Consider the following 24,897-nt stretch of genomic DNA (forward strand, 5'->3'; position numbering starts at 1 on the left):
ATGCCGAACACGGAAGTTAAGCACTTGAACGCCGAAAGTAGTTGGGGGCTTCCCCCTGTGAGGATAGGACGTTGCCAGGCAATTGAAAAGGACCGATCTGCATCTTGCAGGTCGGTCCTTTTTCTCTTTAACAGACAGGCAATTCGCTACTCATTGTCTGCTAGGACAAAGTCGATAGGAAGGAAAAAAGAAAAAGATTACTATGTTGTCTACATGCTGAATCAAGCTGACAGCTGCTTAATTAAAAGCAAAAAGAGCATTTTCTGAGTTATTTCAAGAAAATATTTAAATAAAATTAATGAATTCCTTGTAATTCACGAAACGACATGTTATATTAATATCTGTCGAAACGTTATATCATCGCGGGGTGGAGCAGTCTGGTAGCTCGTTGGGCTCATAACCCAAAGGTCGTTGGTTCAAATCCAGCCCCCGCAACCAATTTTTAAATAATTCAAATCCGAAACGTTTATCGTCGCGGGGTGGAGCAGTCTGGTAGCTCGTTGGGCTCATAACCCAAAGGTCGTTGGTTCAAATCCAGCCCCCGCAACCAATTTTAAACTTAACTTCAACTTTACTACGAAACGTTCAGCGTTTCGTATTTTTTTTTGTCTTTTTTGTTCGGTACAATAGATACAATAGAGAAAGATGACAAGAGGAGGGACGCAGGATGATAGAACTTGAAATGGCAAATCTAGAAGAGACGACGGCTCTCGCAGTAACACTCGGACACCGTGCCTTCGCGGGGATGGTCATTACATTAGATGGCGATCTTGGAGCGGGAAAAACAGCGTTTACGCAAGGTTTCGCAAAAGGACTTGGTGTGACGCGTAACGTCAACAGTCCGACCTTTACAATCATGAAGGTCTATAATGGTCGTTTGCCGTTATACCATATGGATGTCTACCGTCTAGAGGGATCGGGTGACGACATTGGTCTTGAAGAATACTTGAACGGCGACGGGGTCGCAGTCGTTGAGTGGTCAGAGTTGATTGCAGACGTCTTGCCTCCGGAACGGCTCGTCATCACAATCGAACGGACAGGAGACCATGCACGACGTTTCCGTCTTCAGCCAATCGGTGAGGCGTACATTAAGATATGTGAGGGATTAAGCTTATGAAAATCGTAGCGATCGATACATCAACAAAACAACTTTCTGTTGCGCTGTCGGACGGAACACAAATCATTGCGGAAGCATCGTATGTGACGTCCTTGAACCATGCAACGAAGTTAATGCCGTTACTCGAACGATTGATGCAAGAAGCGAACTGGTCACCTAAAGAATTAACACGCATCGTCGTCGCAGATGGTCCGGGTTCGTATACGGGACTGAGAATCGGAGCGACGACGGCCAAAACACTTGCCTATACACTTGGCATCGAACTGGTTGCCGTCTCGACGCTCGAGCTGATGGCAGCATCAACAGGACGGACGGGACGGGTCGTCGCGATTCAAGATGCACGCCGCGGAACGGGCTTTGTTGGTATGTACGAAAACGGTGAGCGCGTTGGCGACGAACAACACACGACAGTCGCTGACTTTGTTGCGACGTTACCGACAGATACGTTGATGACAGGTGATACGGAAAAATTCGTTAAAGCGCTGCAACCGTTTGAAATCGTTGGGCCTGCGTTTCGGACGCCACGCGCAGGTGTATTGGCTTTACTAGGCGCGACACGTGTCCCGGTCGATGTGCATGCATTTGAACCACGCTATTTACGCCTTGCCGAGGCAGAAGCGAAGTGGATTGAGGCGCAACGTCATGACTGACGCGCGTATTCGTAAAATGACAGTCGCCGATGCACCCGGTGTGCATGCGGTCGAACTGGAGTCCTTTGCGACACCTTGGACGCTCACAGCCTTCATCGCGGAAATGACGCAAAATCCGAATGCCTATTACCTTGTCGCAGAAACGGACGAAATCATTGGCTTTGCCGGACTTTGGCATATCGCGGATGAAGGTCATATCACGAACGTCGCTGTGAAACGTACGGCACGTGGGCTCGGGCTTGGTGAAGGGTTGCTAGAGGAATTGATTGAAGTCGCACGGGAACTCGGTCTGCGGGCAATGACGCTTGAAGTCCGCGTCTCGAATACACCGGCACGTACCTTGTATGAAAAACTCGGTTTTTTATATGCCGGAACACGCAAACGTTACTATCAAGACAATAATGAAGATGCAGCCATCTACTGGTTGGAACTAGAAGGAGACGAGACATGACACAACCATTGATACTTGCTATTGAATCAAGCTGTGATGAGACGGCAGCTGCCGTCGTCCGGGGAGGAACGGACGTCTTATCGAACGTCGTCTCGTCTCAAATCGAGAGCCATAAACGCTTTGGCGGAGTCGTCCCGGAAGTCGCATCACGTCATCACGTCGAGCGGATCACTTATGTCATCGATGATGCTTTGACGGAAGCGAACGTAACGATTGACGACATCGATGCGATTGCGGTTACGGAAGGGCCAGGTCTTGTCGGTGCACTTCTCGTTGGGGTCAGTGCAGCGAAGGCACTCGCTTTCGCGCACGGTAAACCATTGCTCGGCGTCCATCATATCGCCGGACACATCTATGCGAACCGCCTCGTCCAGGAACTCGAATTTCCGCTCGTCTGCCTGATTGCTTCAGGCGGTCATACGGAATTGATTTATATGCCGGAAGATGGTGTGTATGAAGTGATTGGTGAAACACGTGATGACGCAGCAGGCGAGGCATACGACAAAGTCGCACGGACATTGAAATTACCGTATCCCGGTGGACCCCGGATTGACCAATTGGCACAAACAGGACAAGACACATTCCACTTCCCACGGATTTGGCTCGAAAAAGATTCGTATGATTTTAGCTTCAGCGGCTTAAAATCGTCTGTCATCAATGCGGTGCATAATGCAGAGCAACGGGGTGAAGTGATCATCCCGGAAGATTTGGCAGCAAGTTTTCAAGCGAGTGTCGTTGAAGTGCTCGTCGCTAAAGCGATTCGTGCCGTCAAAGAGAAGGGTGGAAAACAACTCTTACTCGCAGGTGGTGTCGCGGCGAACAAAGGGTTACGCCACGGATTGACGGAAGCTTGTCAGCGTGAAGGGATCACCCTCGTCATCCCACCGATGCACTTATGTGGCGATAACGCAGCGATGATCGGAGCCGCCGCGATTCATCCCTATCGGGCGCAACGCCAATCGACACTTGCCATGAATGCAGAACCTGGGCTAGATTTAAAGTAAGGAATACGAGAGACATGGGGGAACCAACATGAAAAAAGTCATTATCGTCGTACTTGGTATACTCGTCGTGGTTGCGATCGGACTACAGATTCGCGAAATCGTCGATGCCTATCAAGTCGCTTACAAAGAGGAACTTGTCCCGGATAAGAAAGCAGTCGAAACGAATACGAAACAAGAACCGTTGTACGAAATCGGTCGTGCTGAAGGAGAGCAAACGCGGATCGAGAAGCTGTATGCGTTTGACCGGACGGTAAACGGTAAACTAAAAAATGTCGTTCTCGTCGACCGGAAGTACGGATTGACGAACAAGGCAAGTGACGATTACTTCACGATCGCACCGGGGAAACCGGCGACCGATGCGGAAAAGGAATCCTTCCAGCCGATGGTCGACCGTCTTGACGCGGAGCAAGTACAAGCAGAAGTCATCTCAAAGCACGAAGTAGTCGCAGTCGAGAACAATAAGAAACGCACATTGACGCTCTATAAAGTTTTTTATAAAGATACAGATCAAAAAGAGTACCTCTTCTTCATCGAAAAAGACGGTGGACTGAAGCTAGATCTCTTTAAAAAAGGATATTCGCGTCTTGCGAATTACTAAAAAACAGCCGATTTTCCTCGATGTAACGGAGGAGTATCGGCTGTCTTTTTAATTAACTTCATTTCCATTCGAGCAAACCGTTCAAGTCGTCATAGATGCTGTCGGGGTCGAGGTTCAGTTCTTCGACCGGTAAGCCGGACCGGTTGATCCAGGCCGTCCGGAAACCGAAGCTCTTCGCTCCGGTGATGTCCCATCCGTTCGAGGACATGAACAAGACTTCCTCGCGTTTCAGACCGAGTGTGTTCAGCGCATGCATATAAGCAGCAGGCGTCGGTTTGTATTGTTTGATGTCATCAACGCTGATGATGTGATCAAACAGTGATCCGAGTCCGGACTGTTCGATTAACGGGTCAAGCATATCGTGGGAGCCGTTTGAAAAGACGGCCAATTGTTTGCCGCTCATCTCTTGTAAGACTGCTTCGACTTCGTCGTAATGCGACAGCTCGAGATAGGCCTCCATTAAGGCAGCAATGTTTTCTTCCGTCACATGCAACTTCAATTGTAAGAGGGCATAACGGAGTGCATCACGCGTCACTTGACTGAACGGAACGTATTGTCCATTCAGTTGACGTAAAAAGGAATATTCAAGTTGTTTTTGACGCCAGACTTGGCTGATGTCTGCGCCATGCTCCGGATAGAGTTCTTCTGCTTTGACTTTAACAGCATGAACGTCAAATAATGTACCATAGACATCAAAGACGAGTGCTTTTATTGATTGTGTCATAGTTATCACCTTTCTATTTTCCATGTTATCTTTTAGTAGTTCCCAAAATCGTGAGCGGCTGAAACGCATATTCAATAAATTGCATCAGGTATAAGAAAATCGATTGTTGGGAATTCTATATATACCGCGTTCATATATGCTCAATGAAATGGAGGAAATTATGTCACGCCAACAAAAAGGAGTACGTCTTGCATTCGTGTTACTCGTCATCATCGGTCTGATTTGGTTCAGTCGATCGTATTTAAATGTTAGTCCGACAGACATCAAGGAATGGATTTTATCGTTCGGGATGTGGGCACCGATTCTTTATATCGTCCTCTATACCGTACGTCCGTTGATTTTCTTTCCGGCGTCTGTCCTGTCAATCACAGGCGGACTCGCCTTCGGCGCCTTGATGGGGACGGTCTATACCGTCATCGGTGCTACACTAGGAGCAGTCGTCGCCTTCTTAGTCGCAAAAAAACTGGGTAAGGGATTTATTAAGAACGGTGCCGGAAAAGTCGATCAAATCCAGCAACAGCTCGAAAAAAATGGGTTCATCTATGTCTTAATTTTTCGGTTGTTGCCGATTTTTAATTTTGACTTGATCAGTTACGCAGCTGGACTCTCGAAAGTTCGTTTATTGCCGTTCTTCTTAGCTACGCTGATCGGAATCATTCCCGGAACGTTCGCCTATAACTTTTTAGGGAGCAGTATCGTCTCGAAAGACCCACGAATCATCATTGGTGCAATCATTGTCTTTTTAATTTTGACAATCGTGCCGTGGTATCTTCAAAAACGCTGGAAAGCGAAAAAGAATCTTGGTTAAGCATTACATCACGGGACTCTTCCGACATCGGAAGAGTCCTCTTGTCTGTATAGCGATTGCTTCTTGAATGCGTTCTTTGTTAAAGCGTTAGTTCATGACAAGCTGTTCGACGTGCTTGAAAAATTCTTGTGCAAATGACCGGCAAGCCTGTTGTTTGTCGGCCGTATCCGGGTCAAATTCAATCTTTAGACCAGGTAAGACGACTTGTGCACCAGCTGACGTCAGAGCTTGTTCAAGCAGATCGACGGCCGCACAATATTTCGGATAATCGCGGTCACCGGAACCAAAGGCAGCAGCCGGAATCGCGATTGAACTGGCAGCGAGCTCATCGACGAAGTCTTCTGCTTCATAGGGGAGATCACCGTCGCCCCACGTGTAAGAACCAAGCAGGACGGCATCATACTGCGCTAAGTCGCTTGGATATAGTTGATCGAGTTCTTCCGTCTGCACCTGGCAGCCGTTTTGCTCGAGTTCTGATTTAAGTAAGTGCATGATGTCTTCCGTGTTGCCAGACATGCTGACGAAACCGATCATGATTTTCATGACGTGACACATCCTTTCATGGTAGGACACGACTTCATTCTAAATGAAAAGGATTCTCAATGCAAAAAAGAATAAAAAAAGACACCACATGCCCAACATGGATGTCTTCTTTTCAGTCAATCTTGTAACTCAGCCCATTCTTCGATCGAACGAATTACAGGCTCAAGCTGACGACCTTTGTCTGTCAAACTGTATTGAATTTTTATCGGACGTTCCGGAATGACGGTCCGGGCTACGATACCTTCCGCCTCAAGTTCCTTCATGCGTTCCGTTAACATACGACCAGAGAGCTCGGGAATCGCATCTTGAATTTCATTGAAACGACAGGTCTTCGTCAAGAGATGACGTAAAATCAAACCCGTCCACTTCTTGCCCAATATTTCAAAGGCATGTTCGACTTTCGGACAAAGGGCCGTCGGAATTAGTGTATTCTCCATCAGCGCTCATCCTTTCTTATATATGTAGTATACCCACTTTGACGCTAAAATACGAATTATTTTACTTATAGTAATAAAAATAACGAAAACAAATCTATTTACTTTTAGTAAGTGATAGTTTAGTATCGATATTAAGTTACTAATAGTAATTAAAAAACATTAAGTAAAAAGAGTTTTATACATGATGGATTTAGGATTATTTCTGATTCGGTTGATTATCGGCTTAACATTTGCGGCACACGGAACACAAAAATTATTTGGATGGTTCGGTGGACATGGTATCGCAGGGACAGGCGGTTGGTTTGAGTCCATCGGGATGAAGCCAGGGAAAACACTTGCACTGATGGCAGGGATTGCTGAACTGGTCGGAGGATTATTATTCGCCGGTGGATTATTCCTGTGGATTGCAGCCCTCCTGATCATCGGTTCGATGATCGTCGCAATCGTCAAAGTGCATGGGACGAATGGTTACTGGGTGACGCAAAACGGGTACGAATACAACATGGCACTGATCGTCATCGCCTTAGGCGTTGCGATGATCGGAGCTGGAGACTATTCACTCGCAGCACTTATCGGGTGATCGAAAAGGACGGTTTTTATGAAATTTGATGCAGCAGACTTAAGTCCAAAAGAAAACTATAAATTGTTGATCGGCAGCATCATTCCACGGCCCATCGCTTTCGTGACGACGAAAGGGGCAGATGGAGTCGTCAATGCGGCGCCATTTTCCTTTTTCACGGTCGCTTCAAGCAACCCGCCGCAACTGGTCATCGCCGTCCAGCAGACGGAGCAAGGGCAAAAGGATACCGCAAAAAACATCTTGCTGAATCAGGAATACGTCATCCATATCGTCAGTGAAGAAATCGTCGAGGCAGTCAATGAAACCGCGGCACCACTCGCATATGGTGAAAGTGAACTCGAACGGACGAATTTGACGTTGGTCGATAGTGATTTGATCGATGTTCCGGCTGTCGCAGAAGCGAAGATCCGCTTTGAATTGAAGCTGACGAATCATCTCGAACTCGAAGGGGCCAACCTCTTGATTGGGGAGATCGTCCGGTATCACGTCGCGGATGAACTCGTCGAGTCGTTCCGGATTGATCCGGATGGTTTAAAAGCGATCGCCCGTCTCGCAGGTAACGACTATGCGAAAGTCGGAGACATCTTTACGATTGCCCGACCGACGAGCTGAAGGCGGATCGACGAGTAGGACTAGTATTTTTTAGAAGCAAAAAGGCACGTCCCGAACGCGGGACGTGCCTTCAGCGTATAGCCAAACTCTTATAAATCACGAAAATTTTACATGAGGATGCTGTCAGTTCACGCTTCCCTGTCTCGCCTCGTCTTCAAAGCGGCAATCTTCCGCGCCGCTACAGCAGAGCTGCAGGGTCGCGACCGATTGCTTTTCGCTTTAAAAGCGATTCGAGACGGATTGCGCTCTAAACCGTCTACAGTCTAAAAAGCGTCACGTTTCGTTGACTCCTACGGGAAAAAGTGCGTTTTTAACGCGACTTGCCAGAAGCAGGCAAGACCCTGCTCGTTGTCCGCTAGGATCAAGGAGCAACGGCTTGCGCCTCGCCCGAGGTAATCAACGAAAACAGACGCTTGATTGTGATAGTACCTTGTCTACAGTCTAAAGGCACGTCCCGAACGCGGGACGTGCCTTTTTATGTCGGACAACTGAAGAAGTTACTCTGCATGGTGACGTTTTTCGTACTGGAAACCATCGAGTAGAAAAAAGAGAATCGCCAGTGCCCAAATCCCGAGACAGCTGATCAAAAAGGCGACGAGCGGTGAAACGGCTCCGTAATAGCTGATGATTAACGGGTCATTCAGTTCAACGAACATCTGGGTCGTCAGCAACGTACAGATTAATCCGGATAAGAGGCTGATGAAGAGACCACTCCACGTCTTAATCACGAGACCAATCATACACGAGATGAGGATGAACAACAGGACGACGGCATTAAAGGCATCCGGCCGGATGAAGGCCGACACGTAGTCGGCATACATCGGAACGAAATAGAGCACCCCGGACAATAACCCTTGAACGAGGTTGATGACATAACTTTTCGAGCGCATTAGTGGAAACTCTCCCATCGTTCCATCAGTTCGAGGAGGTCCGTATCAATCTGATCCCGTTCTGCCGACAGCGCCGTCGCCTTCGGAATATCGTTGAAGACTTCCGGTTCGCAAAGCAGTTGTTCGATTTCAGTTGATCGAGTTTCCAGCCGTTCGATGTCTTGTTCGAGTTGTTCGAGCTGTTGTTTCTTTTTTCGTTCTTCTTTTTGCGCATCTTTGTCGATGCTTTTCGAAGCAGCGACTTTGATTGCTTTTTCTTCCTCTGCTTCGAGGCGGGCGATTTCTTCTTTCTCGGCCTTCTTCTCCATATAGTAAGAGTAGTCGCCGAGATAATCCGTCACACCGTCCGGATTCATCTCGATGACGCGTGTCGCAACCCGGTCGATGAAGTAACGGTCGTGGGAGACGAACAGGAGCGTGCCTTCATAGTCGACAAGCGCGTTCTCAAGCACCATCTTCGAATCAAGATCGAGGTGATTGGTCGGCTCATCGAGAATGAGGACGTTCGTTTTGCGTAATTTTAACTTCGCGAGGGCGAGGCGTCCGCGCTCGCCGCCGGATAATTCATGAACGAGCTTGAAGACATCATCACCACTGAACAGGAATTGACCGAGGACGGACCGGACTTGTTGTTCCCGCATCAACGGCCACTCGTTCCAAATTTCATCGATGACCCGGTTGCGGTCGTTGAGCTCGGCTTGCTCCTGATCGTAGTAACCGACGGAAACGCCGGTCCCGAAACGATGTTCACCGAATAACGGTTTAATCCGGTTGACAAGAACTTTCAGTAACGTCGATTTTCCGATTCCGTTCGGACCAACGAGGGCGAGGGATTCGCCACGTTGTAAGCGGAACGTGATGCCTTTTGAGACGGCTTCTTCATAGCCGACCGCGAGTTGCGTGACTTGTAACACATCGTTCCCACTTTGTTTTTCAATCGGGAACGACAGGACGGTGCTGCGTTCATCCCCATCCGGACGATCAATCCGGTCGACTTTTTCAAGACGTTTGCGGACGCTTTGTGCGCGTTTCGTCGTCGTCGCCCGTGCGATGTTACGCTGGATGAAGTCTTGCATCTTCGCGATGTCTTCCTGTTGCTGTTCGAACTGCTTCATCTCTTGTTCATACAGTGCTGCCTTTTGTTCCAAGTACTTCGTGTAGTTGCCGGTAAACTTCCGGCAGACGTTGCGTGACAGTTCATAAACGACGTTGACGACCTGGTCGAGGAAGTAACGATCGTGGGAGACGATCAAGACCGCTCCACGGTAACCAGCCAGGTAACTTTCGAGCCAAGAGAGTGTATCGATGTCGAGGTGGTTCGTCGGCTCATCAAGAATCAACAGCTCAGGTGCCTGAAGCAACATCTTCGCCAGTGCGAGTCGCGTCCGTTGTCCACCGGATAGCGTCTGGATCCGGCGTGAATAATCGTCCGGATAAAAACGCATCCCGTGCAGGACGGAGCGGATGTTGGCTTCGAACTGATAGCCGCCGGCGTCCGAGAAGTCATGTTGTGCCTGATCGTATGTTTTCAACAGACGGTCGTAAGCAACAGCATCATTCAAGATATGGTCCATCCCCATCTCAATCTCCATCCGACGGAGCGAACGTTCCTGCTCTTGCAGGTGTTCGAACACGGTCAACATTTCATTCCAAATCGTTTCATTCGACTCAAGACCACTGTCCTGGGCGAGGTAACCGATTTTCACTTCCTTACTCTTCATGATCTCACCAGAGTCATGACTGAGCTCTCCGGCGATGATTTTTAAAAGTGTCGATTTTCCGGCACCATTTCGTCCGACGAGCGCAATCCGGTCTCGCTCCTGTACTTCGAGTTTAATATTGTCTAAAATCGGCTCAACACCGAATGATTTTGATAGTTGGTTCACTTGTAAGAGAATCATAAAAACATCCATCCTTCCACCCTTTAGTCTATCATGAAAAAAACGCAGGAGTCCCGTGGAATATATTATTTGTTAGTCTATGTGAAGTGGTTTACAATCAAAGAGAATAGAATTCTTTGCATTGATTTGGGTGCCACGTCAGAACGTGGCCGAAGGGGGAACTGCAGTATGAATGGGCCAGACACAAAAATACCACAAGCGACGGCGAAACGACTGCCGTTATATTATCGTTTCATTCAGAGTCTTTATAACTCAGGCAAGCTGCGCGTCTCTTCAGCAGAGCTCAGTGAAGCGGTCAAAGTCGATTCAGCGACGATCCGCCGCGATTTTTCCTACTTTGGGGCGTTAGGGAAAAAAGGATACGGTTACAACGTACAACATCTATTGACGTTTTTCCGAAAGACACTGAATCAGGATGAAGTCACGAATGTGGCACTTGTCGGGGTCGGACATCTCGGAACGGCGTTTGCAAATTATAACTTTTTAAAGAATAATAGTACTCGGATAGTCGTTGCGTTTGATGCGGACGAAAACAAGGTCGGAACAACGACGCAAGACGTTCCTATCTATCATGTCTCTGACATGAAAGAGCAAATCGAAGCGAACAAGGTTGATGTCGCCATCTTGACGGTCCCATCCCAGTTCGCACAGTCAGTAGCGGATGAGTTAGTTGAGTATGGTGTGACCGGAATCCTGAACTTTACACCGGCGCGGTTGAACGTACCGGCCCATGTTCGGGTCCATCACATCGATTTGTCGATCGAGTTGCAGTCACTAGTTTATTTCATGAAGCATTATTCGCAATCAGCTGAAGGAGTGAAATCATAATGGAAAACCTTATTCCATCAACCATCGCGTTCATCGGACCAGGAAGCATCGCCTTGATCGGTGCCGTCGCCTTGATTATCTTCGGACCGAAAAAGTTACCGGAGCTCGGTCGTGCTGCCGGTCAGACGTTAAAAGAGTTCAAGAGTGCGACACACGGCATCATGGACGATGATAAAGACAACAAGGATGAATCGAAAGAGAAGTGATTAAATTATGGCGATTGATCAAGAACAGAGTGTGACATCGCATCTAGACGAGTTGCGCAAGCGGATCGTCTGGTCACTCATCATCGTCGTCGTCTTGTTCGCCGCGGCCTTTCCGCTCGTCCGACCGCTCGTGCGTTTTCTGCAGTCGGACCTGAAAGAGCTCGGCATCGGATTGAATGCCTTTAATGTGGCCGATCCCCTGATGTTGTACTTGAATTTAGCGTTCATCATCGCGGTCGTCCTGGCTTCACCATTTTGGATGTACCAGCTATGGGCGTTCATCCGACCTGGTTTATTCGAACAGGAACAAAAAGCGACCTTGACGTATATTCCGGTCACGTTTTTCTTATTTTTGTCCGGGATCGCGTTCTCTTATTTTTGGTTACTTCCGTTTCTACTCAAAGTATCGACGGAACTTGGGCAAGAGCTCGGCATCGAGCAAGTCATCGGGGTCGAAAACTATTTCAGTTTCTTAATCCGGCTGACGATTCCGTTCGGTATCTTGTTCCAACTGCCGGTCGTGACGATGTTCTTGACTCGTCTTGGACTCGTGACGCCATTGTTCATGCGGAAAAATCGGAAATATGCGTACTTTGCGCTGTTTGTCATCGCGGCTTTAATCTCACCACCGGATGTGACGTCACATCTGATGATTTCGGTACCGTTGTTCGTCCTCTATGAAATCAGCATCATGATTTCAGCCCGGACGTACAAAAAAGTACTGATTCTTGAGCAACAAGCGGAGCTTGAGAGACAAGCGAATTTGATGCGTGAGTTGAATAAGTAACAGTCTCCTCTCGGTCGTTTCGGCGACGGAGAGGTTTTTGTTTGGAAGCGCTCTTTTTATATTGAAAAAGTGAATCGATATGGTTTATACTGATTACAAGAATATGAGGGGGCTTAGCTCAGCTGGGAGAGCGTTTGGCTGGCAGCCAAAAGGTCGTCGGTTCGAGCCCGATAGTCTCCATATGTACATCACTTGGCATTTGCCGAGTGGTGTTTTTTGTTATAGTGGTGGCGGCAAAACAGAAGCTTACAGCCTGGATGATGTTGATGAACCGATTGAAGTCGTTTTCTGTGTTTATCCTTTTGAGGGAATGGGAAATTTCTTAATAGGTAATCAAGAGGGGGAAGCATTATGAATCCATTTACGACGTTAATTGCCTTCATCGTCGGCTGTCTTGTTCTGTATCTCGGAATCCGTGATAAGAACGGTTGGTTGATTGGTGTGGCACTGATTCCGTTAGCAATTGTTGCGTATAGCGTCATCTATCTCATCATTCAAGTTTCAGCCTAGAAACTCCTTTTTTAAGGAAGTTTCTTTTTTTTTGAAACATAAATGGTAAACTGTAAGTATATGACAGTATAGACAGTTGAAACGAGGGAGGGCATTTCAGGATGGAACAAACGCTCCGAGAGGAACGATTACAGGCGTTGACGGTTGCTTATATCGAAAAAAATCAATTGCAGAATAAGAGTTGGGTCATCGCTGCCTTGATGGCGACAGCAGGAACGTTCACGGAAATCTTCAGCACGACCATGTATTTGAGTCTGTTACCGCTTGTCTTTCTCGTGTTTGATCTCCCGTTTCGACTCGAAAAACGAAAAATCCTGGCGCGCTATCTCTCAAGCGACCAAGTGACGAACCAATCGTTGCTGTGGCTCGGGACTCAATTCGTCCTGTACGGTTCGCTGTACACCGTGATACTTGAGACGAAAGAGATGTCAATCTGGAAAATTGCCCTTTCGATGCTGATCATCCTCGCACCGGTCTATTACGTTACGGACTGGTTGTTTAAAAAGATTGCCCGGTCAGGCGATCCCGACTTCGTCAGTGATAAAGAAATTCATGCGAATGTTAAAGAAGTGGAGGAGTGACAGGGTGAGTACATTGATTGAAAAAAATACACGGTTGAAATTACTCGGACCGCCATTAAAAAGGATTCAGCATCTGGTGCCGGTTCCGGTTCTGCTGCTTGCGCTTGCTGGTTGGTTCATCCCGGGTTTTCGGGAAACAGGGCTGTTCTCCTTATTTGCGATTACGGTATTCTGTTTGGCTAACGCACTTAGAGAAATCATTCGTCTGCGGATTTTAAAGCAACGCCTCGCGAAGGACGTCTATAAAAAGACGGTCTTGAAAGTGGCACGTGTGTCGATGATCGGTTCGTTCATCCCGATCCTTACACTTTATGTGGGGACTGTTTTTCCACAATACGCCGGTATTTCTTTTACGGTCTTTCTTGTGTCGATCATCGTCGCCTATTTGATTGTGTCCCAATTGAACAAACAAGCGAAACAACTGGATCCGGCATTCGTCACGATGCGTGAGATTGAGCGTTACCGTAAGTAAGCGAAACACACAAGAGGAGTGAACGGATGAGAAACACTTTAAGCACGTATCAAAAATGGACAAAAATCAGCCGACAAATCCGGACGTATGTAATTGCGGGCGTATTTTTTGCGGTGCTGTTCTTCTCCGGAAGCGGGCACCTGACGGATTCAGCAGTTGGATTTTTGATTCTTACGCCGTTACTCGCCTATAATGGCATGCAGCGAGTGATCCAATCCGTTCTGTTAGTTCGGTCGAAGGTACAGGCGCGATCAGTCAGTCTAATGTTTGGTGGGATCACTTTACTCGAAGCGGTCTTTATTGCGGGTGCCGCAGTTGTCGCCCCGCACCTTGGACAGTGGGGCTATCTGTTTCCGCTAATGTTGTGGATTTCAGGGATGCTGCAATTTCAAAATTGGACGGACCGGACGGTAACGAAGCTCGATAAAATGGATTTGCTTGAGACACCGGACCGAAAAGGAATCGAACACCGTCATCCGACGGGCGAAGGAATCGGGATGTAACGAGGAGGCAGACGATGGAGAGCATGCAACGCGAGCGGAAAATGGATTATATCCGATTTTCAAAACAGGCACGTTACATTCAAACGGTCTTGTTTGGACTGGTATTGTTTGTATTTCTCTTTTTAACAGACGATTGGCATCTGACAGAATCATCGTTTCAGTATTTTTTGTTAGTCCCTTTGTTGTCCTATCAATGGATCGTCCGATTCCTGAAGTACCGCTATTTCAAGAAGCGGTTTGACGGGCTTGAGGCCTGGGATCATCTCGGACTACCGTATATATTGATCAGTATCATCGAAGTACTGGTCGTCGTCCTGGGGCAAATCATCACGCCCTACGTAGCGCGTCCCGAATACATCGGACCGTTCCTTGTCTTTTTCCTAACGGTGCTGTCATTGGACCGAATTGTCGATAAACGGATTAAACGACTCGATCCGACACACTTATCAGAACAGGAATTGATCCGGGCGGAACGGGAAGAAAAACGAATCAAATATTGACTGGTCATCTTAGAGCAACAAAAAAACGCAAGAAGGCGGCGGATTCCGGATTCGCCTACTTCTTGCGTTTTTAGTTGTGACCGCATCATGTAGAGGTTATTTTTTTGACAGCAAATAAATGAAGTAAGGAGCACCGATGATCGCAACGACGATTCCTGCCGGGATGCCTTGCGGGTCAGCGACGTTCCGACCAATCGTATCGGCGAGGACGAGTAACCATCCGCCAATCAAAACGGCGATCGGTAAGAACAGTTGATGCCTTGGACCGACGAGGGCGCGCGCGATATGGGGCGCCATCAAACCGATGAAGGCGATCCCGCCTGTTACAGAAACGGCGGATGCAGCGAGTGCGACAGCGGCGAGTAACAGTTGGATGCGCTCCTTTTCAATCGCGACGCCGACGCCGATCGCAACCGGTTCATTCAGCGCCAGAAGATTGAGTTTGTTTGCCTTATAAAACGTAAACGGTACGAGAATAAGCAGCCAAGGCAATAACGCGTAGACGAATGTCCAGTCCGTTCCCCAGATGTTCCCGGCGAGCCATTTGGCGATGAAGTCGACCTTCTCACGGCGCGCGGATGAAATCAGGACGACCATGATGCCGGATAACGCCATCGAGAATCCGACCCCGGTCAAAATCAGACGAATCGGTTGCAGGCCACGGACACGGTCATACGATAAGGCATAAATGGCAATCGCTGTGATCAATGCCCCGATGAAGGCAGCAACCGGTAACCCATAGATGAACGCACCGACATCGACCGGGAAGTAAAGGAAGAAGGCGGCGATGGCGACACCAGCACCTGTATTGATACCGATGATGCCGGGATCTGCGAGTTCGTTGCGGGTGATGCCCTGAAGAATCGCACCGGATAAGGCGAGTGCCATGCCGGCGAGTACCGTGATTAAAATCCGCGGCAGGCGGAGTGAGAACAAAACAAATTCTTCTTTGAACGAGCCTTGACCGAACAGTGTCGGCAGAAGCCGGTCGTACGAGAGGGAGGCGGGCCCAAGCCCGATACTGATGATGATCGTTCCGAGCAATAACAGACTAAAGACGATAAAGATCAACCGCTGACGGCGGCGGAGCGATGTTTCGATCATGAGAACGCACGACCTCCTTTGCGGACGATGAGTAAGAAGAACGGCAGCCCGAGCATCGAGACGATCGCAACGACCGGTGTTTCGTATGGAGCATACAGTGTCCGGCCAATCGTGTCCGCGAGTAACATGAACGTCGCACCGAAGACGGCGGTCATCGGGAGGATGAAGCGGTAATCGGTGCCGACGATTGCGCGGACGATGTGCGGAATCATCAAGCCGATGAATGCCATGTTACCGACTAAAGCAACGGCGGCCCCGGCGAGCAGGATGACGACGACGTAGAGTACACCTTTAATCCGGGTGATGTTTTGCCCGAGCCCGAGTGCGACTTCTTCTGATAAGCTTAAAATCGTTAATTGACGTGAGAAGATCATCGCAATCGCGATGCCGATCAGGATGACGGGGGTGATGATTTGCAGTTGCCCCCAGGTCGTTCCAATCAGCCCGCCGGATGTCCATTGCGAGACGTCTTGAGCGATTTTGAAGTAAATGCCGATCCCTTCTGCGATTGCGTATAAAAAAGCAGAAATCGCGGCCCCGGCGAGGACGATTCGAAGTGGTGAAAACCCGCCACGTTTTGAGGCACCGATCCCGAAGACAAGTAGGGCACCGGCTGCTGCTCCAAGGAAACACGCGAGCATGATGCCATAGTAATTGATACCGGGAATGAAGACGAGCGCAAGAGCAAGGGCCGCGTTCGCGCCTGCCGTCAGCCCAAGCAGTCCGGGATCGGCAAGGGGATTACGTGTCATCGCCTGCATGATCGCACCGGAGACACCGAGTGCAGCCCCGACCAGCATCGCAGCGACTTCGCGCGGTAATCGGATTTCCTGAATGATTTTTGCTTTACCGTTCAAGGGACCGAACGTCAAAGCGTTCCAGACCTCACGTATCGTCGTGTCGGCGGCACCGAACGTCATCGAGATCCAGAACATGACGACGAACAGGAGTAAACCGAACGTGATTTTCAGTCCGAACGGGAATCGACCGGATGACATAGTTATCGTCTCACTTTCATTAGATAGTCAAAAAGGAGGGACCGAAAAATCGGTTCCCTCCTTATTTTTGTTACGCACCAAGGAAACTTTTCTTGAAGAACTCGAGCTGACGTTCGAGCGTCAATGGATCATTGAAGTAAAATTCTTTCGAATCGACTTCGAAGACGTGGTTGTTTTTAACAGCAGGAATATTTTTGTATGTGTCTGTTTCTGTGAACGAGTTATCTGCTTCTGCCGTCTTACTGAAGATGAGGTAATCCCCTGCATATTCAGGTAAGACTTCCGGTGATAGCGCGTAATAGCCGTCTTTTAAGGCCATTTCCGTAACTTTTTCCGGCATCTTTAATTTCATTTCCTGGTAGAGGATTTCTGTACCGCGTCCCCAGTTGTCGCCGAAGACGTAAAGCTGTTTATCGAAGCTTTCGATGACAGAGACCGTCGCATCGTCACCGATTTTGGCTTTAATCTCTGTTCCGGCGTCCGCTGCGCGTGTTTGGAAGTCTTTGACCCAATCGCGTGCTTCTTGTTCTTTATTGAGCAATTTACCGATTTCGATATGTTGTGTCAAATAGTCGACTTTGCCGTACGTGTACGTGACGGTTGGAGCGATTTCTTTAAATTTATCGATGTTTTTTGTTGTATTGTAGCCGATGATGAGATCGGGTTCGAGTTCGATGACTTTTTCGACGTTTTCTTCTGATACTTCCTGGACGTCTTTCAAATCAAACTTCGGATTCGATTTTGACCACGAATCGACACCGACGAGTGGGACGTCGAGTGCCATGACGTTTCCGGCGAAACCGGCAAGGACGACGACGCGTTTCGGATCAGCCGGGACTTCGACGTCACCTTCTTCCGATTTATAGGTGATCGTTTCTTTTTTCGTATCGGAAGACGTATCTTCTGTTTTATCTGTATTGCCGCAGGCGGCGATGACGAGTGCTAAGAGTAATAAAATCGGTAAGAGTACTAGTTTCTTCATGTGGTTAATCTCCTTTGATTAAGTTGTAGGTGACACACATCGGCTTATTCGTCCGTGGATCACGACCGATTTCGGCATCGATATGAAATACTTCTTTTAAGACGTCATGCGAAATGACTTCCTCGCACGTTCCGGCTTTGACGACTTCGCCTTCTTTCATCGCGATGATGTAGTCGGCGAAACGGGCGGCCTGATTTAAATCATGTAACACCATGACGATCGTCCGGCCTTCCGTCCGGTTGAGATGCTCGAGCAGCTCGAGGACTTCGAGCTGGTGGGCGAGATCAAGGTAAGTCGTCGGCTCATCGAGGAAGATGATATCCGTTTCCTGCGCCAGCGCCATCGCAATCCAGACGCGTTGCCGTTGACCACCGGACAAGGCGTCGACCGGACGGTGTTTGAATGCCGTCGTATCCGTTGCCTCTAACGCCCAGTCAATGATCTCGTAATCATGTTTCGTTAAGCGACCAAATCCTTTTTGATAAGGAAAACGACCGTATGAGACGAGCTCTGCGACCGTTAGACCGCTTGCACTTTCCGGTGTCTGAGGCAGGATCGCCATTTTCCGGGCAAGCAGCTTTGTACTTTCCTTCGCAATATCGAGACCGTCAAGCAGGGCACGACCAGACTGATGGGGGATGATTCGGGTCATCGCTTTCAATAAGGTCGATTTACCGCAACCATTCGCACCGATGATTGTCGTGATTTGCCGATCCGGAATCTGAACCGTCAAGTCTTTGACGATGGTACGATCTCCGTATCCGATACTGATTTCTTCTGTTGCTAGACGTACCATACGCAGAGGCTCCTTCTCGTTTAAAGTTGTTTTCATTGATAATGATTATCACTATCGTCTCCCTAACCATACCAGTCTCATAAAAACGCTGTCAACATTTTTTCTTGTCTTCAAGAGATGTTCACGTTATCATTGGAAATGAGAATGATAATCAGTCGTAGTCGAGAGCGAGGAGTGAGTGAGATGGAACAGCAGGAATTGTTTGATGTAACGGTAATTGGTGGAGGCCCGGCCGGGTTATACTCGACTTTCTATAGCGGATTACGCGGGATGAAGACGAAAATCATTGAATACCAGGCAGAGCTTGGTGGCAAGATTCATGTTTATCCGGAGAAGATGATTTGGGATGTCGGGGGACAGCCACCCATTACCGGAGCGAAGCTGATCGAGCAACTCGTCGAACAAGGCTTAACGTTTAATCCGTCCGTGCACCTGAATGAAAAAATCATTTCGATCGCAAAAGACGTATTCGGAAACTTCGTCCTCGAAGCGGAGTCGGGAGAAATTCATTATTCGAAGACAGTCATCGTCGCTGTCGGCGGCGGGATACTCAATCCCCAAAAACTGAAGATTGAAGGGGCCGAACGGTACGAAGTGTCGAACTTGAACTATACCGTCAAATCGATTGAGCGGTTTAAAGATAAGACGGTCCTGATTTCAGGTGGCGGTAACTCAGCGATCGACTGGGCGAACGAGCTCGAACCGATTGCGAAAAAAGTTTACGTCACATACCGGAAAGACTGTTTCACAGGTCACGAGGCACAAGTCGACCAACTCGTCCGAAGCTCAGCCGTCTGTCTCCTCAACACGACGATTCATAAGTTGATCGCAAGCGACGATCACCACCGGATTGCGTCCGTCGAATTGATTGATTGTGCGACGGACGTGACAAACATCGTTGACGTCGATGAAGTCATCATCAACCATGGCTACGAACGGGAAGCAGAGTTGCTCGCGAACTCGGAACTCGACATCAAACAAGTCGACGACTTTTACATCGCCGGTAACGCGTCGAGCGAATCAAGTGTACCGGGATTGTATGCAGCAGGAGATATTTTGACGCATGACGGAAAGGTGAACTTGATTTCGGGTACATTCCAGGACGCGGCAAACGCCGTCAACCGGGCGAAGCAGTTCATTGAACCGGATGCTGCCAAAGTCGCGATGGTCTCATCCCACAATGAAGTTTTCAAAAAACGGAACCGTGAATTGATTCAAGAAATGGTCAACGAAAAGTAAAAAACACCTGTCTTAAAGATCGCCCCTCGTCACATGGACGTCGGTCGTCTTTAGAGCAGGTGTTTTTTTGTTTAAGGATTAATCTTCATCTTCATCTTCATCTTCATGCTCGTCGTCCGAGTCATCATCTGAATCATCATCTTCGTCCTGACCTTGATCATCGTCTTGCTCGTCTTCTTCAACGTGACGGTGCTCTGATTTCGTTTCTTCGTGATCGAAGTACTCGAGTTCAATCTCCAACTCGTAAGAACCAGAGAGAGCGAATAAGCTGACGAATTGTGCCCGTAATTCCTCTTCCGTCATCTTCGGATGTGACTCGATGAACTGAATCAATTGGCGGACACGGGTTTCATCGACCGTTGCGTCATTCGTTTTGACACGCAGCTGACTCTTCTTCTTTTTAAACTGGTATTTAATCTGACTTTGCGTCGTCTCTGTCGCGAGAGCAATCTTCATTTTTTTCAGCATATCTTCATAGCGGTGACCACCCTTGTTGCGTTCTTTGCCATCGAGAATTCCATCACCATCAGAATCCCGTTTGTATGGTTTTGTCCCAAGCTCGAGTTCGATGGCGTTAGTTAAGCCATCACGGTCCGTATCTTCATGTGCGTCGCTGATCTTATCGCGGTCGCTGTCTTTCTTCCGTGGATTGAGTTTGAGCTTATATTCGGTGTAGTTGCTTAAGCCGTCATGGTCCGTATCTTGCTGCGCAAGTTTTTTCCCTTTAAGCTTGTACTTCTTTTCCCAGCTGTCATGGATTCCGTTCTTGTTGCGGTCATGCTTCGATGTTTTACTCTTGGCATCGATTGAGCCGAGCGGCGTCAGCATCAACGCACAAGCGAGGCCGGCAGTAACGACATAATTGATTTTTTTCATGTGAACGTAGTCTCCTTTTGTGAACTTCGGTAACTGGCAAGCATAGCTTGAAGCGGTAGCCCCTATAGTTTTGCGTCACCACATTTCTGTGGGTTTGCCCGTTCGATTCCGGTGAAGAACCGTATATTCAGTATAAGTGATTTGTTTCTATGGATAGATAAGGGTTTTCGATAATGAGTCAGTAAAATATAAATTATTTGAAGTGAGATAATAAATATATTCTAAATCACTTTTTTTAATAAAAGTAACTATTTTTAAAACAATATTTAAATTAAATTAAACTATGTTGACTTTTTATTTAATATAATTCATATTTGGATTATATTAAATAGAAGTGGGGTCTAGTTTATGGGGAGTTTATCGATTGCGATTGGTGTTATTATTTTCATGGTTGGACAATTTTATTTATCTAGGAAAAATGGAAAACTCGCGTGGCTATTACCGGTACTGATTGTACTCGCTGGGATCTACATCTATTTCTATGGAGGCGTCTGGTCTGAGGACAAAAAATCTTTAATACAAATCGGTACAATGATTAGTACTTCGACGTTGATTGGTATTGGATTGGATGGGGAAAAAGCGCGTAAAAAACGTTTGAAGCAGGAAAAGGATCGACTCGAAGTGCAAGATTTGTAACGTAAAAATAGATAGAGGAGTACACTACAATGGACAGAAATGAAGTTCCTCCATGGGTATTGGCATTAGAACAAGAACATCTTGAATTCATACGGAAGTTTGTTTTAAATTCAGGATCGCTTAAAGATATGGCAGTTGCGTATCAAGTCTCGTATCCGACGGTTCGAACGAAGCTGAATCAACTCATTCAACGGATTGAGTCAGTACAGGAAGATGATGTCGAATTCGTTAACATGATTAAGAACCTTGTCATCGATGAGCGGATTAGTTTAGATGTCGCGAAAGTAATCATTGATAAGTATCGAATGGATAAATCTCATTAAAAGAAAACAAGCGCGTCTTCGAATAGCGAAGGCGCGCTTGTTGATGAAAATACTTACTTATTCTTTATCATTTTTTTTGTTTTGTTCCTTCTCAATCATCTTCTTCGCAGCCATCCGGAAGCGGAAAATCAGATAGAGACGGTAAAAGTCGATCGCTGCGAACAGTGTCAACAGAATCGTCCAAAAGTTAAAGACGGTTCCTGCCTCGATCGAGTTGCTGTACGCGAGGTACATGAACAGAATACCGAACAGGGCATAAAATAATGCCATGAAGTTTGAGCCTTGGCGCATGAAAACACTACCTTTCGTAAGTTAAGTCATTGCATAGAGTGCGAGTACGACAATTCCGTTATTGAAAACGTGAATCGCAATCGGTGCTATGATGCGGCGCGTTTTGACGAAGACGAGTGAGAAAACAAAACTCATCGCGACATAAATCAAAAACTTGTTGTCTCCGTGGATGAACCCGAAGATAACACCACTGAGAACGAAGCTGAAGACGAAGTTCAGTTTTGTCGACAAGTTCCCGAACATAATGTGACGGAATAAAAATTCTTCCATGATCGGTCCGAGTAAGACGACCATCAGCTGTAAAATCGGGATGACTTGGATTGCTTTCATGATGTCATCCGTATTTTGTGATTTCGCGACGTTTTCGAGTCCACCAGACATCCAGGCATCAAGCAGGTTGACGCTAATCAGTAAGGCGTAAAGCAACACGATTCCGATCCCGATCCACTTTAATGTGTCAATCGGATCCGTCTGATTGCCCTCTGCTTTCCACTTCTGCCAGTCAGGACGAAGACAGAAGAACGAGACGATGACAGCAACGGTAAAGCCAATCGCAAGCCACCAGCCGAGGACACCCGGAATTTGGCTTTTTGAGAGAAAGCTCGGGAATGTTGCCGGTACGAGCTGGACGATCAAATAAATCACAATCGGAATGATGTGACGGATTTGCCACTTATCAGCCATGTTGAACGGCAGATTGACGGAATTTTTCATCGGTCGGGACACAACTCCTTTGTATTGAAGGTACTGTCCCGATTGTAACAAACAAACCGGCCGGGCGCACGAATGGTGATGGTTCAAAGATGGCGATTTCGGGAAAACGGATAAGGGTTCAGGGTTGAATTTCAATCGAAAACCGTTTAAGATAAAAATATGTTAGCACTCCGTTAAAGTGAGTGCTAAAAAACAGTCATTTTCAAGGAGGATGTTTCGCATGTTAAAACCACTTGGTGATCGCATCGTGATCGAAGTCGTTAAAAAAGAAGAAACAACACTCGGAGGAATCGTTCTTCCTGGGTCAGCGAAAGAAAAGCCACAAGAGGGTAAAGTCATCGCTGTCGGTACAGGCCGTGTGACAGAGCAGGGTGTACGTGTACCACTTGAAGTGAACGTCGGCGACCATGTCATCTACGCGCAGTATGCCGGGTCAGAAGTCAAGGTCGATGGCAATGAATACTTAATCTTACGCGAAAGCGATATTTTAGCAGTAGCACAATAATAAAAGGGGGATTTCAGTCATGGCAAAAGATATCTTATTCAGTGAAGAAGCACGCCGCGCGATGCTCCGCGGTGTCGACGCATTAGCAGACGCAGTCAAAGTGACGATCGGACCAAAAGGACGTAACGTCGTTCTCGAACGTAAATTCGGTTCACCACTCATCACGAACGATGGTGTGACAATCGCAAAAGAAATCGAACTTGAGGACCACTTTGAAAACATGGGTGCGAAACTCGTCGCGGAAGTCGCGTCGAAAACGAACGAAATCGCAGGGGATGGTACGACAACAGCGACAGTCCTCGCACAAGCGATGATCCGTGAAGGACTCAAAAACGTCACAGCGGGCGCAAACCCGATGGTTATCCGTAAAGGAATCGAAAAAGCGGTCCGCCGTGCCGTCGAAGAGCTCCACGCCATCGCAAAACCGATTGAAGGCAAAGAAGCAATCGCACAAGTTGCGGCGATTTCTGCTGCTGACGAAGAAGTCGGTCAATTGATCGCGGAAGCAATGGAACGTGTCGGTCAGGACGGTGTCATCACGATCGAAGAGTCACGCGGCTTCACGACAGAACTCGACGTTGTTGAAGGGATGCAGTTCGACCGTGGATATGCGTCACCATACATGATTACGGATTCCGACAAGATGGAAGCGGTGCTTGAGAACCCGTACATCTTAGTCACAGATAAAAAAATCTCGAACATCCAGGAAATCTTGCCAGTCCTTGAGCAAGTCGTCCAACAAAATAAACCGCTCTTAATCATCGCGGAAGACGTCGAAGGCGAAGCACTCGCGACACTCGTCGTCAACAAACTCCGTGGTACGTTCAACGCGGTTGCGGTGAAAGCACCAGGCTTCGGTGACCGCCGTAAAGCGATGCTCGAAGACATCTCAATCGTCACAGGGGCAGAGTTGATCACAGAAGAGCTCGGTCTTGATTTGAAAGAAACACAAATCATGCAACTCGGCCGTGCGTCGAAAGTCGTCGTCTCAAAAGACAACACGACGATCGTCGAAGGACACGGACACAGTGATTCAATCGAAGCACGTGTCGGCGCCATCCGTGCGCAAATCGAAGAAACGTCAAGCGACTTCGACCGTGAAAAACTGCAAGAGCGTCTTGCGAAACTCGCGGGCGGCGTAGCTGTCGTCAAAGTCGGAGCAGCAACAGAAACGGAACTGAAAGAACGCAAGCTCCGGATTGAAGATGCACTGAATGCGACACGTGCAGCCGTCGAAGAAGGAATCGTTGCCGGTGGGGGAACAGCCTTTATTCACGTGACGAAAGCCGTCGAATCGATTCTTGCTGTCTCAACAGGCGACGAAGCGACAGGCGTCAACATCGTCCTTCGTGCGCTCGAAGCACCACTCCGTCAAATCGCGGAAAACGCCGGTCAAGAAGGTTCAGTCATCGTCGAGCGTCTCAAGCATGAAGCGCAAGGAATGGGCTACAACGCCGCGACAGACGAGTACGTCGACATGATTGAAGCGGGAATCGTCGACCCGGCGAAAGTGACGCGTTCAGCACTTCAAAACGCAGCGTCTGTTTCAGCGATGTTCTTAACGACAGAAGCCGTCATCGCCGATAAACCAGAACCAGCCGGATCTGCTCCTGCAATGCCTGATATGGGCGGCATGGGTGGAATGGGCGGAATGATGTAAAATATAAGCATTCAACCCGTTGATTGGTAGAATTAGATTGAAGGATTGCTATTCTACTTTTGATTTTTGGG

At 47.9% G+C, this 24,897-nt stretch carries 34 protein-coding genes, 3 tRNA genes, 1 rRNA gene and 1 riboswitch; of the genes, 26 read left to right on the top strand and 12 right to left on the bottom strand.

The genetic code is table 11. From position 1 onward, the window contains the following. The 8 genes from rrf to KNP98_RS11665 all read left to right on the top strand — a co-directional run. Positions 1-80 (top strand): 5S ribosomal RNA (gene rrf, locus KNP98_RS16340); the annotation flags it as partial. A gap of 281 nt (positions 81-361) precedes the next feature. Next, positions 362-438, top strand: a tRNA-Met gene (locus tag KNP98_RS11635). A gap of 35 nt (positions 439-473) precedes the next feature. Next, a tRNA-Met gene (locus tag KNP98_RS11640) sits at positions 474-550 on the top strand. 117 nt (positions 551-667) lie between these two features. Beyond that, positions 668-1,117: a tRNA (adenosine(37)-N6)-threonylcarbamoyltransferase complex ATPase subunit type 1 TsaE gene (gene tsaE, locus KNP98_RS11645; protein ID WP_088838055.1), complete on the top strand. Its 450-nt coding sequence runs from the start codon at positions 668-670 to the stop codon at positions 1,115-1,117. Further along, entirely contained in the window at positions 1,114-1,767 is a 654-nt protein-coding gene (gene tsaB, locus KNP98_RS11650; protein ID WP_214767870.1) for a tRNA (adenosine(37)-N6)-threonylcarbamoyltransferase complex dimerization subunit type 1 TsaB, read from the top strand. Before tsaE ends, tsaB begins: the two co-directional genes overlap by 4 nt. Next, positions 1,760-2,218, top strand: coding sequence for a ribosomal protein S18-alanine N-acetyltransferase (gene rimI / locus KNP98_RS11655; protein WP_029331901.1), 459 nt, complete (start codon positions 1,760-1,762; stop codon positions 2,216-2,218). Before tsaB ends, rimI begins: the two co-directional genes overlap by 8 nt. Further along, positions 2,215-3,222 carry a tRNA (adenosine(37)-N6)-threonylcarbamoyltransferase complex transferase subunit TsaD gene (gene tsaD / locus KNP98_RS11660; RefSeq protein ID WP_088838051.1) on the top strand — a complete coding sequence of 336 codons (1,008 nt, stop codon included), beginning with the start codon at positions 2,215-2,217 and terminating at the stop codon, positions 3,220-3,222. Before rimI ends, tsaD begins: the two co-directional genes overlap by 4 nt. 28 nt (positions 3,223-3,250) lie before the next feature. Beyond that, on the top strand, positions 3,251-3,820 hold the full coding sequence (locus KNP98_RS11665) for a hypothetical protein (RefSeq protein WP_214811487.1): 570 nt from the start codon (positions 3,251-3,253) through the stop codon (positions 3,818-3,820). A 58-nt stretch (positions 3,821-3,878) separates the two neighbouring features. On the opposite strand, the gene KNP98_RS11670 is transcribed toward KNP98_RS11665, so the two are convergent. Next, positions 3,879-4,544, bottom strand: coding sequence for a haloacid dehalogenase type II (locus KNP98_RS11670; protein ID WP_088838048.1), 666 nt, complete (start codon positions 4,542-4,544; stop codon positions 3,879-3,881). 160 nt (positions 4,545-4,704) lie between these two features. Here KNP98_RS11670 and KNP98_RS11675 point away from each other — a divergent pair, with 160 nt between their 5' ends. Further along, a complete protein-coding gene (locus tag KNP98_RS11675; RefSeq protein ID WP_088838046.1) occupies positions 4,705-5,352 on the top strand; it encodes a TVP38/TMEM64 family protein in 648 nt (215 codons plus the stop codon). 87 nt (positions 5,353-5,439) lie between these two features. Here KNP98_RS11675 and KNP98_RS11680 read toward each other — a convergent pair whose 3' ends face one another. Together KNP98_RS11680 and KNP98_RS11685 are read right to left on the bottom strand one after the other, a co-directional pair. After that, positions 5,440-5,895, bottom strand: coding sequence for a flavodoxin (locus KNP98_RS11680; RefSeq protein WP_088838045.1), 456 nt, complete (start codon positions 5,893-5,895; stop codon positions 5,440-5,442). 116 nt (positions 5,896-6,011) lie between these two features. Next, entirely contained in the window at positions 6,012-6,332 is a 321-nt protein-coding gene (locus KNP98_RS11685) for a winged helix-turn-helix transcriptional regulator (RefSeq protein WP_029331888.1), read from the bottom strand. Positions 6,333-6,513: 181 nt separating this feature from the next. Here KNP98_RS11685 and KNP98_RS11690 point away from each other — a divergent pair, with 181 nt between their 5' ends. From KNP98_RS11690 to KNP98_RS11700, 3 genes are all read left to right on the top strand, one after another. After that, a complete protein-coding gene (locus KNP98_RS11690) occupies positions 6,514-6,912 on the top strand; it encodes a DoxX family protein (protein ID WP_029331885.1) in 399 nt (132 codons plus the stop codon). Between the two features lie 18 nt (positions 6,913-6,930). Further along, positions 6,931-7,524, top strand: a complete 594-nt coding sequence (locus tag KNP98_RS11695) for a flavin reductase family protein (protein ID WP_088838043.1) — start codon at positions 6,931-6,933, stop codon at positions 7,522-7,524. A 117-nt stretch (positions 7,525-7,641) separates the two neighbouring features. Continuing rightward, positions 7,642-7,791 (top strand): hypothetical protein, encoded by a 150-nt coding sequence (locus KNP98_RS11700; protein WP_157898499.1) that lies wholly within the window; start codon positions 7,642-7,644, stop codon positions 7,789-7,791. A gap of 230 nt (positions 7,792-8,021) precedes the next feature. Here KNP98_RS11700 and KNP98_RS11705 read toward each other — a convergent pair whose 3' ends face one another. Together KNP98_RS11705 and KNP98_RS11710 are read right to left on the bottom strand one after the other, a co-directional pair. After that, complete coding sequence (locus KNP98_RS11705) at positions 8,022-8,414, bottom strand: hypothetical protein (protein ID WP_029331882.1); 393 nt, start codon at positions 8,412-8,414, stop codon at positions 8,022-8,024. Then, positions 8,414-10,315: an ABC-F family ATP-binding cassette domain-containing protein gene (locus KNP98_RS11710; protein ID WP_088838041.1), complete on the bottom strand. Its 1,902-nt coding sequence runs from the start codon at positions 10,313-10,315 to the stop codon at positions 8,414-8,416. The genes KNP98_RS11705 and KNP98_RS11710 overlap by 1 nt, the downstream gene beginning before the upstream one ends. A gap of 168 nt (positions 10,316-10,483) precedes the next feature. Here KNP98_RS11710 and KNP98_RS11715 point away from each other — a divergent pair, with 168 nt between their 5' ends. From KNP98_RS11715 to KNP98_RS11755, 9 genes are all read left to right on the top strand, one after another. Further along, positions 10,484-11,143 carry a redox-sensing transcriptional repressor Rex gene (locus KNP98_RS11715; protein ID WP_088838040.1) on the top strand — a complete coding sequence of 220 codons (660 nt, stop codon included), beginning with the start codon at positions 10,484-10,486 and terminating at the stop codon, positions 11,141-11,143. Continuing rightward, the gene (locus KNP98_RS11720) at positions 11,143-11,349 is read left to right on the top strand and encodes a twin-arginine translocase TatA/TatE family subunit (protein ID WP_214770921.1); all 207 of its coding nucleotides are present in this window, start codon (positions 11,143-11,145) and stop codon (positions 11,347-11,349) included. Before KNP98_RS11715 ends, KNP98_RS11720 begins: the two co-directional genes overlap by 1 nt. A gap of 7 nt (positions 11,350-11,356) precedes the next feature. Further along, the gene (gene tatC / locus KNP98_RS11725; RefSeq protein ID WP_214811489.1) at positions 11,357-12,136 is read left to right on the top strand and encodes a twin-arginine translocase subunit TatC; all 780 of its coding nucleotides are present in this window, start codon (positions 11,357-11,359) and stop codon (positions 12,134-12,136) included. A gap of 107 nt (positions 12,137-12,243) precedes the next feature. Beyond that, positions 12,244-12,316: transfer RNA gene (locus KNP98_RS11730), tRNA-Ala, on the top strand. Between the two features lie 171 nt (positions 12,317-12,487). Next, positions 12,488-12,646 carry a hypothetical protein gene (locus KNP98_RS11735; protein ID WP_034801002.1) on the top strand — a complete coding sequence of 53 codons (159 nt, stop codon included), beginning with the start codon at positions 12,488-12,490 and terminating at the stop codon, positions 12,644-12,646. A 101-nt stretch (positions 12,647-12,747) separates the two neighbouring features. Further along, on the top strand, positions 12,748-13,227 hold the full coding sequence (locus KNP98_RS11740) for a hypothetical protein (protein ID WP_214802951.1): 480 nt from the start codon (positions 12,748-12,750) through the stop codon (positions 13,225-13,227). 4 nt (positions 13,228-13,231) lie between these two features. Then, a complete protein-coding gene (locus KNP98_RS11745; protein ID WP_214811491.1) occupies positions 13,232-13,699 on the top strand; it encodes a hypothetical protein in 468 nt (155 codons plus the stop codon). A 26-nt stretch (positions 13,700-13,725) separates the two neighbouring features. Then, a complete protein-coding gene (locus tag KNP98_RS11750; RefSeq protein ID WP_214811493.1) occupies positions 13,726-14,202 on the top strand; it encodes a hypothetical protein in 477 nt (158 codons plus the stop codon). Between the two features lie 14 nt (positions 14,203-14,216). After that, complete coding sequence (locus KNP98_RS11755) at positions 14,217-14,702, top strand: hypothetical protein (RefSeq protein ID WP_088838035.1); 486 nt, start codon at positions 14,217-14,219, stop codon at positions 14,700-14,702. A 96-nt stretch (positions 14,703-14,798) separates the two neighbouring features. On the opposite strand, the gene KNP98_RS11760 is transcribed toward KNP98_RS11755, so the two are convergent. The 4 genes from KNP98_RS11760 to KNP98_RS11775 all read right to left on the bottom strand — a co-directional run bounded on the left by KNP98_RS11760 (position 14,799) and on the right by KNP98_RS11775 (position 18,582). After that, the gene (locus tag KNP98_RS11760) at positions 14,799-15,806 is read right to left on the bottom strand and encodes a FecCD family ABC transporter permease (protein ID WP_088838034.1); all 1,008 of its coding nucleotides are present in this window, start codon (positions 15,804-15,806) and stop codon (positions 14,799-14,801) included. Then, positions 15,803-16,804, bottom strand: coding sequence for a FecCD family ABC transporter permease (locus KNP98_RS11765; protein WP_214770930.1), 1,002 nt, complete (start codon positions 16,802-16,804; stop codon positions 15,803-15,805). Before KNP98_RS11765 ends, KNP98_RS11760 begins: the two co-directional genes overlap by 4 nt. Positions 16,805-16,874: 70 nt before the next feature. Then, a complete protein-coding gene (locus KNP98_RS11770) occupies positions 16,875-17,786 on the bottom strand; it encodes an iron-hydroxamate ABC transporter substrate-binding protein (protein ID WP_029331865.1) in 912 nt (303 codons plus the stop codon). Between the two features lie 4 nt (positions 17,787-17,790). Then, positions 17,791-18,582, bottom strand: a complete 792-nt coding sequence (locus KNP98_RS11775) for an ABC transporter ATP-binding protein (protein WP_029331864.1) — start codon at positions 18,580-18,582, stop codon at positions 17,791-17,793. A 183-nt stretch (positions 18,583-18,765) separates the two neighbouring features. Between KNP98_RS11775 and KNP98_RS11780 the strand changes: the two genes are divergently transcribed. Continuing rightward, positions 18,766-19,821: an NAD(P)/FAD-dependent oxidoreductase gene (locus KNP98_RS11780; protein WP_088838031.1), complete on the top strand. Its 1,056-nt coding sequence runs from the start codon at positions 18,766-18,768 to the stop codon at positions 19,819-19,821. Positions 19,822-19,899: 78 nt separating this feature from the next. On the opposite strand, the gene KNP98_RS11785 is transcribed toward KNP98_RS11780, so the two are convergent. Then, positions 19,900-20,697 carry a hypothetical protein gene (locus KNP98_RS11785; protein ID WP_214802929.1) on the bottom strand — a complete coding sequence of 266 codons (798 nt, stop codon included), beginning with the start codon at positions 20,695-20,697 and terminating at the stop codon, positions 19,900-19,902. A 25-nt stretch (positions 20,698-20,722) separates the two neighbouring features. Next, positions 20,723-20,806, bottom strand: a riboswitch (cyclic di-GMP riboswitch). 239 nt (positions 20,807-21,045) lie between these two features. Between KNP98_RS11785 and KNP98_RS11790 the strand changes: the two genes are divergently transcribed. Both KNP98_RS11790 and KNP98_RS11795 read left to right on the top strand, forming a co-directional pair. Next, a complete protein-coding gene (locus KNP98_RS11790) occupies positions 21,046-21,333 on the top strand; it encodes a hypothetical protein (RefSeq protein ID WP_214811496.1) in 288 nt (95 codons plus the stop codon). 29 nt (positions 21,334-21,362) lie between these two features. Continuing rightward, positions 21,363-21,656, top strand: coding sequence for a DUF2089 family protein (locus KNP98_RS11795; RefSeq protein ID WP_214811499.1), 294 nt, complete (start codon positions 21,363-21,365; stop codon positions 21,654-21,656). Positions 21,657-21,713: 57 nt separating this feature from the next. On the opposite strand, the gene KNP98_RS11800 is transcribed toward KNP98_RS11795, so the two are convergent. Together KNP98_RS11800 and KNP98_RS11805 are read right to left on the bottom strand one after the other, a co-directional pair. Beyond that, on the bottom strand, positions 21,714-21,947 hold the full coding sequence (locus KNP98_RS11800) for a DUF4305 domain-containing protein (protein WP_029331862.1): 234 nt from the start codon (positions 21,945-21,947) through the stop codon (positions 21,714-21,716). Positions 21,948-21,968: 21 nt separating this feature from the next. Continuing rightward, positions 21,969-22,661 (bottom strand): CPBP family intramembrane glutamic endopeptidase, encoded by a 693-nt coding sequence (locus KNP98_RS11805; protein ID WP_088838027.1) that lies wholly within the window; start codon positions 22,659-22,661, stop codon positions 21,969-21,971. A 220-nt stretch (positions 22,662-22,881) separates the two neighbouring features. Here KNP98_RS11805 and groES point away from each other — a divergent pair, with 220 nt between their 5' ends. Continuing rightward, on the top strand, positions 22,882-23,166 hold the full coding sequence (groES, locus tag KNP98_RS11810; RefSeq protein WP_029331860.1) for a co-chaperone GroES: 285 nt from the start codon (positions 22,882-22,884) through the stop codon (positions 23,164-23,166). Between the two features lie 19 nt (positions 23,167-23,185). Further along, positions 23,186-24,826 (top strand): chaperonin GroEL, encoded by a 1,641-nt coding sequence (groL, locus tag KNP98_RS11815; RefSeq protein ID WP_159173269.1) that lies wholly within the window; start codon positions 23,186-23,188, stop codon positions 24,824-24,826. Positions 24,827-24,897 lie beyond the last annotated feature (71 nt).

The organism is Exiguobacterium sp. s127, from assembly GCF_018618695.1.
Lineage (GTDB): Bacteria > Bacillota > Bacilli > Exiguobacteriales > Exiguobacteriaceae > Exiguobacterium_A > Exiguobacterium_A oxidotolerans.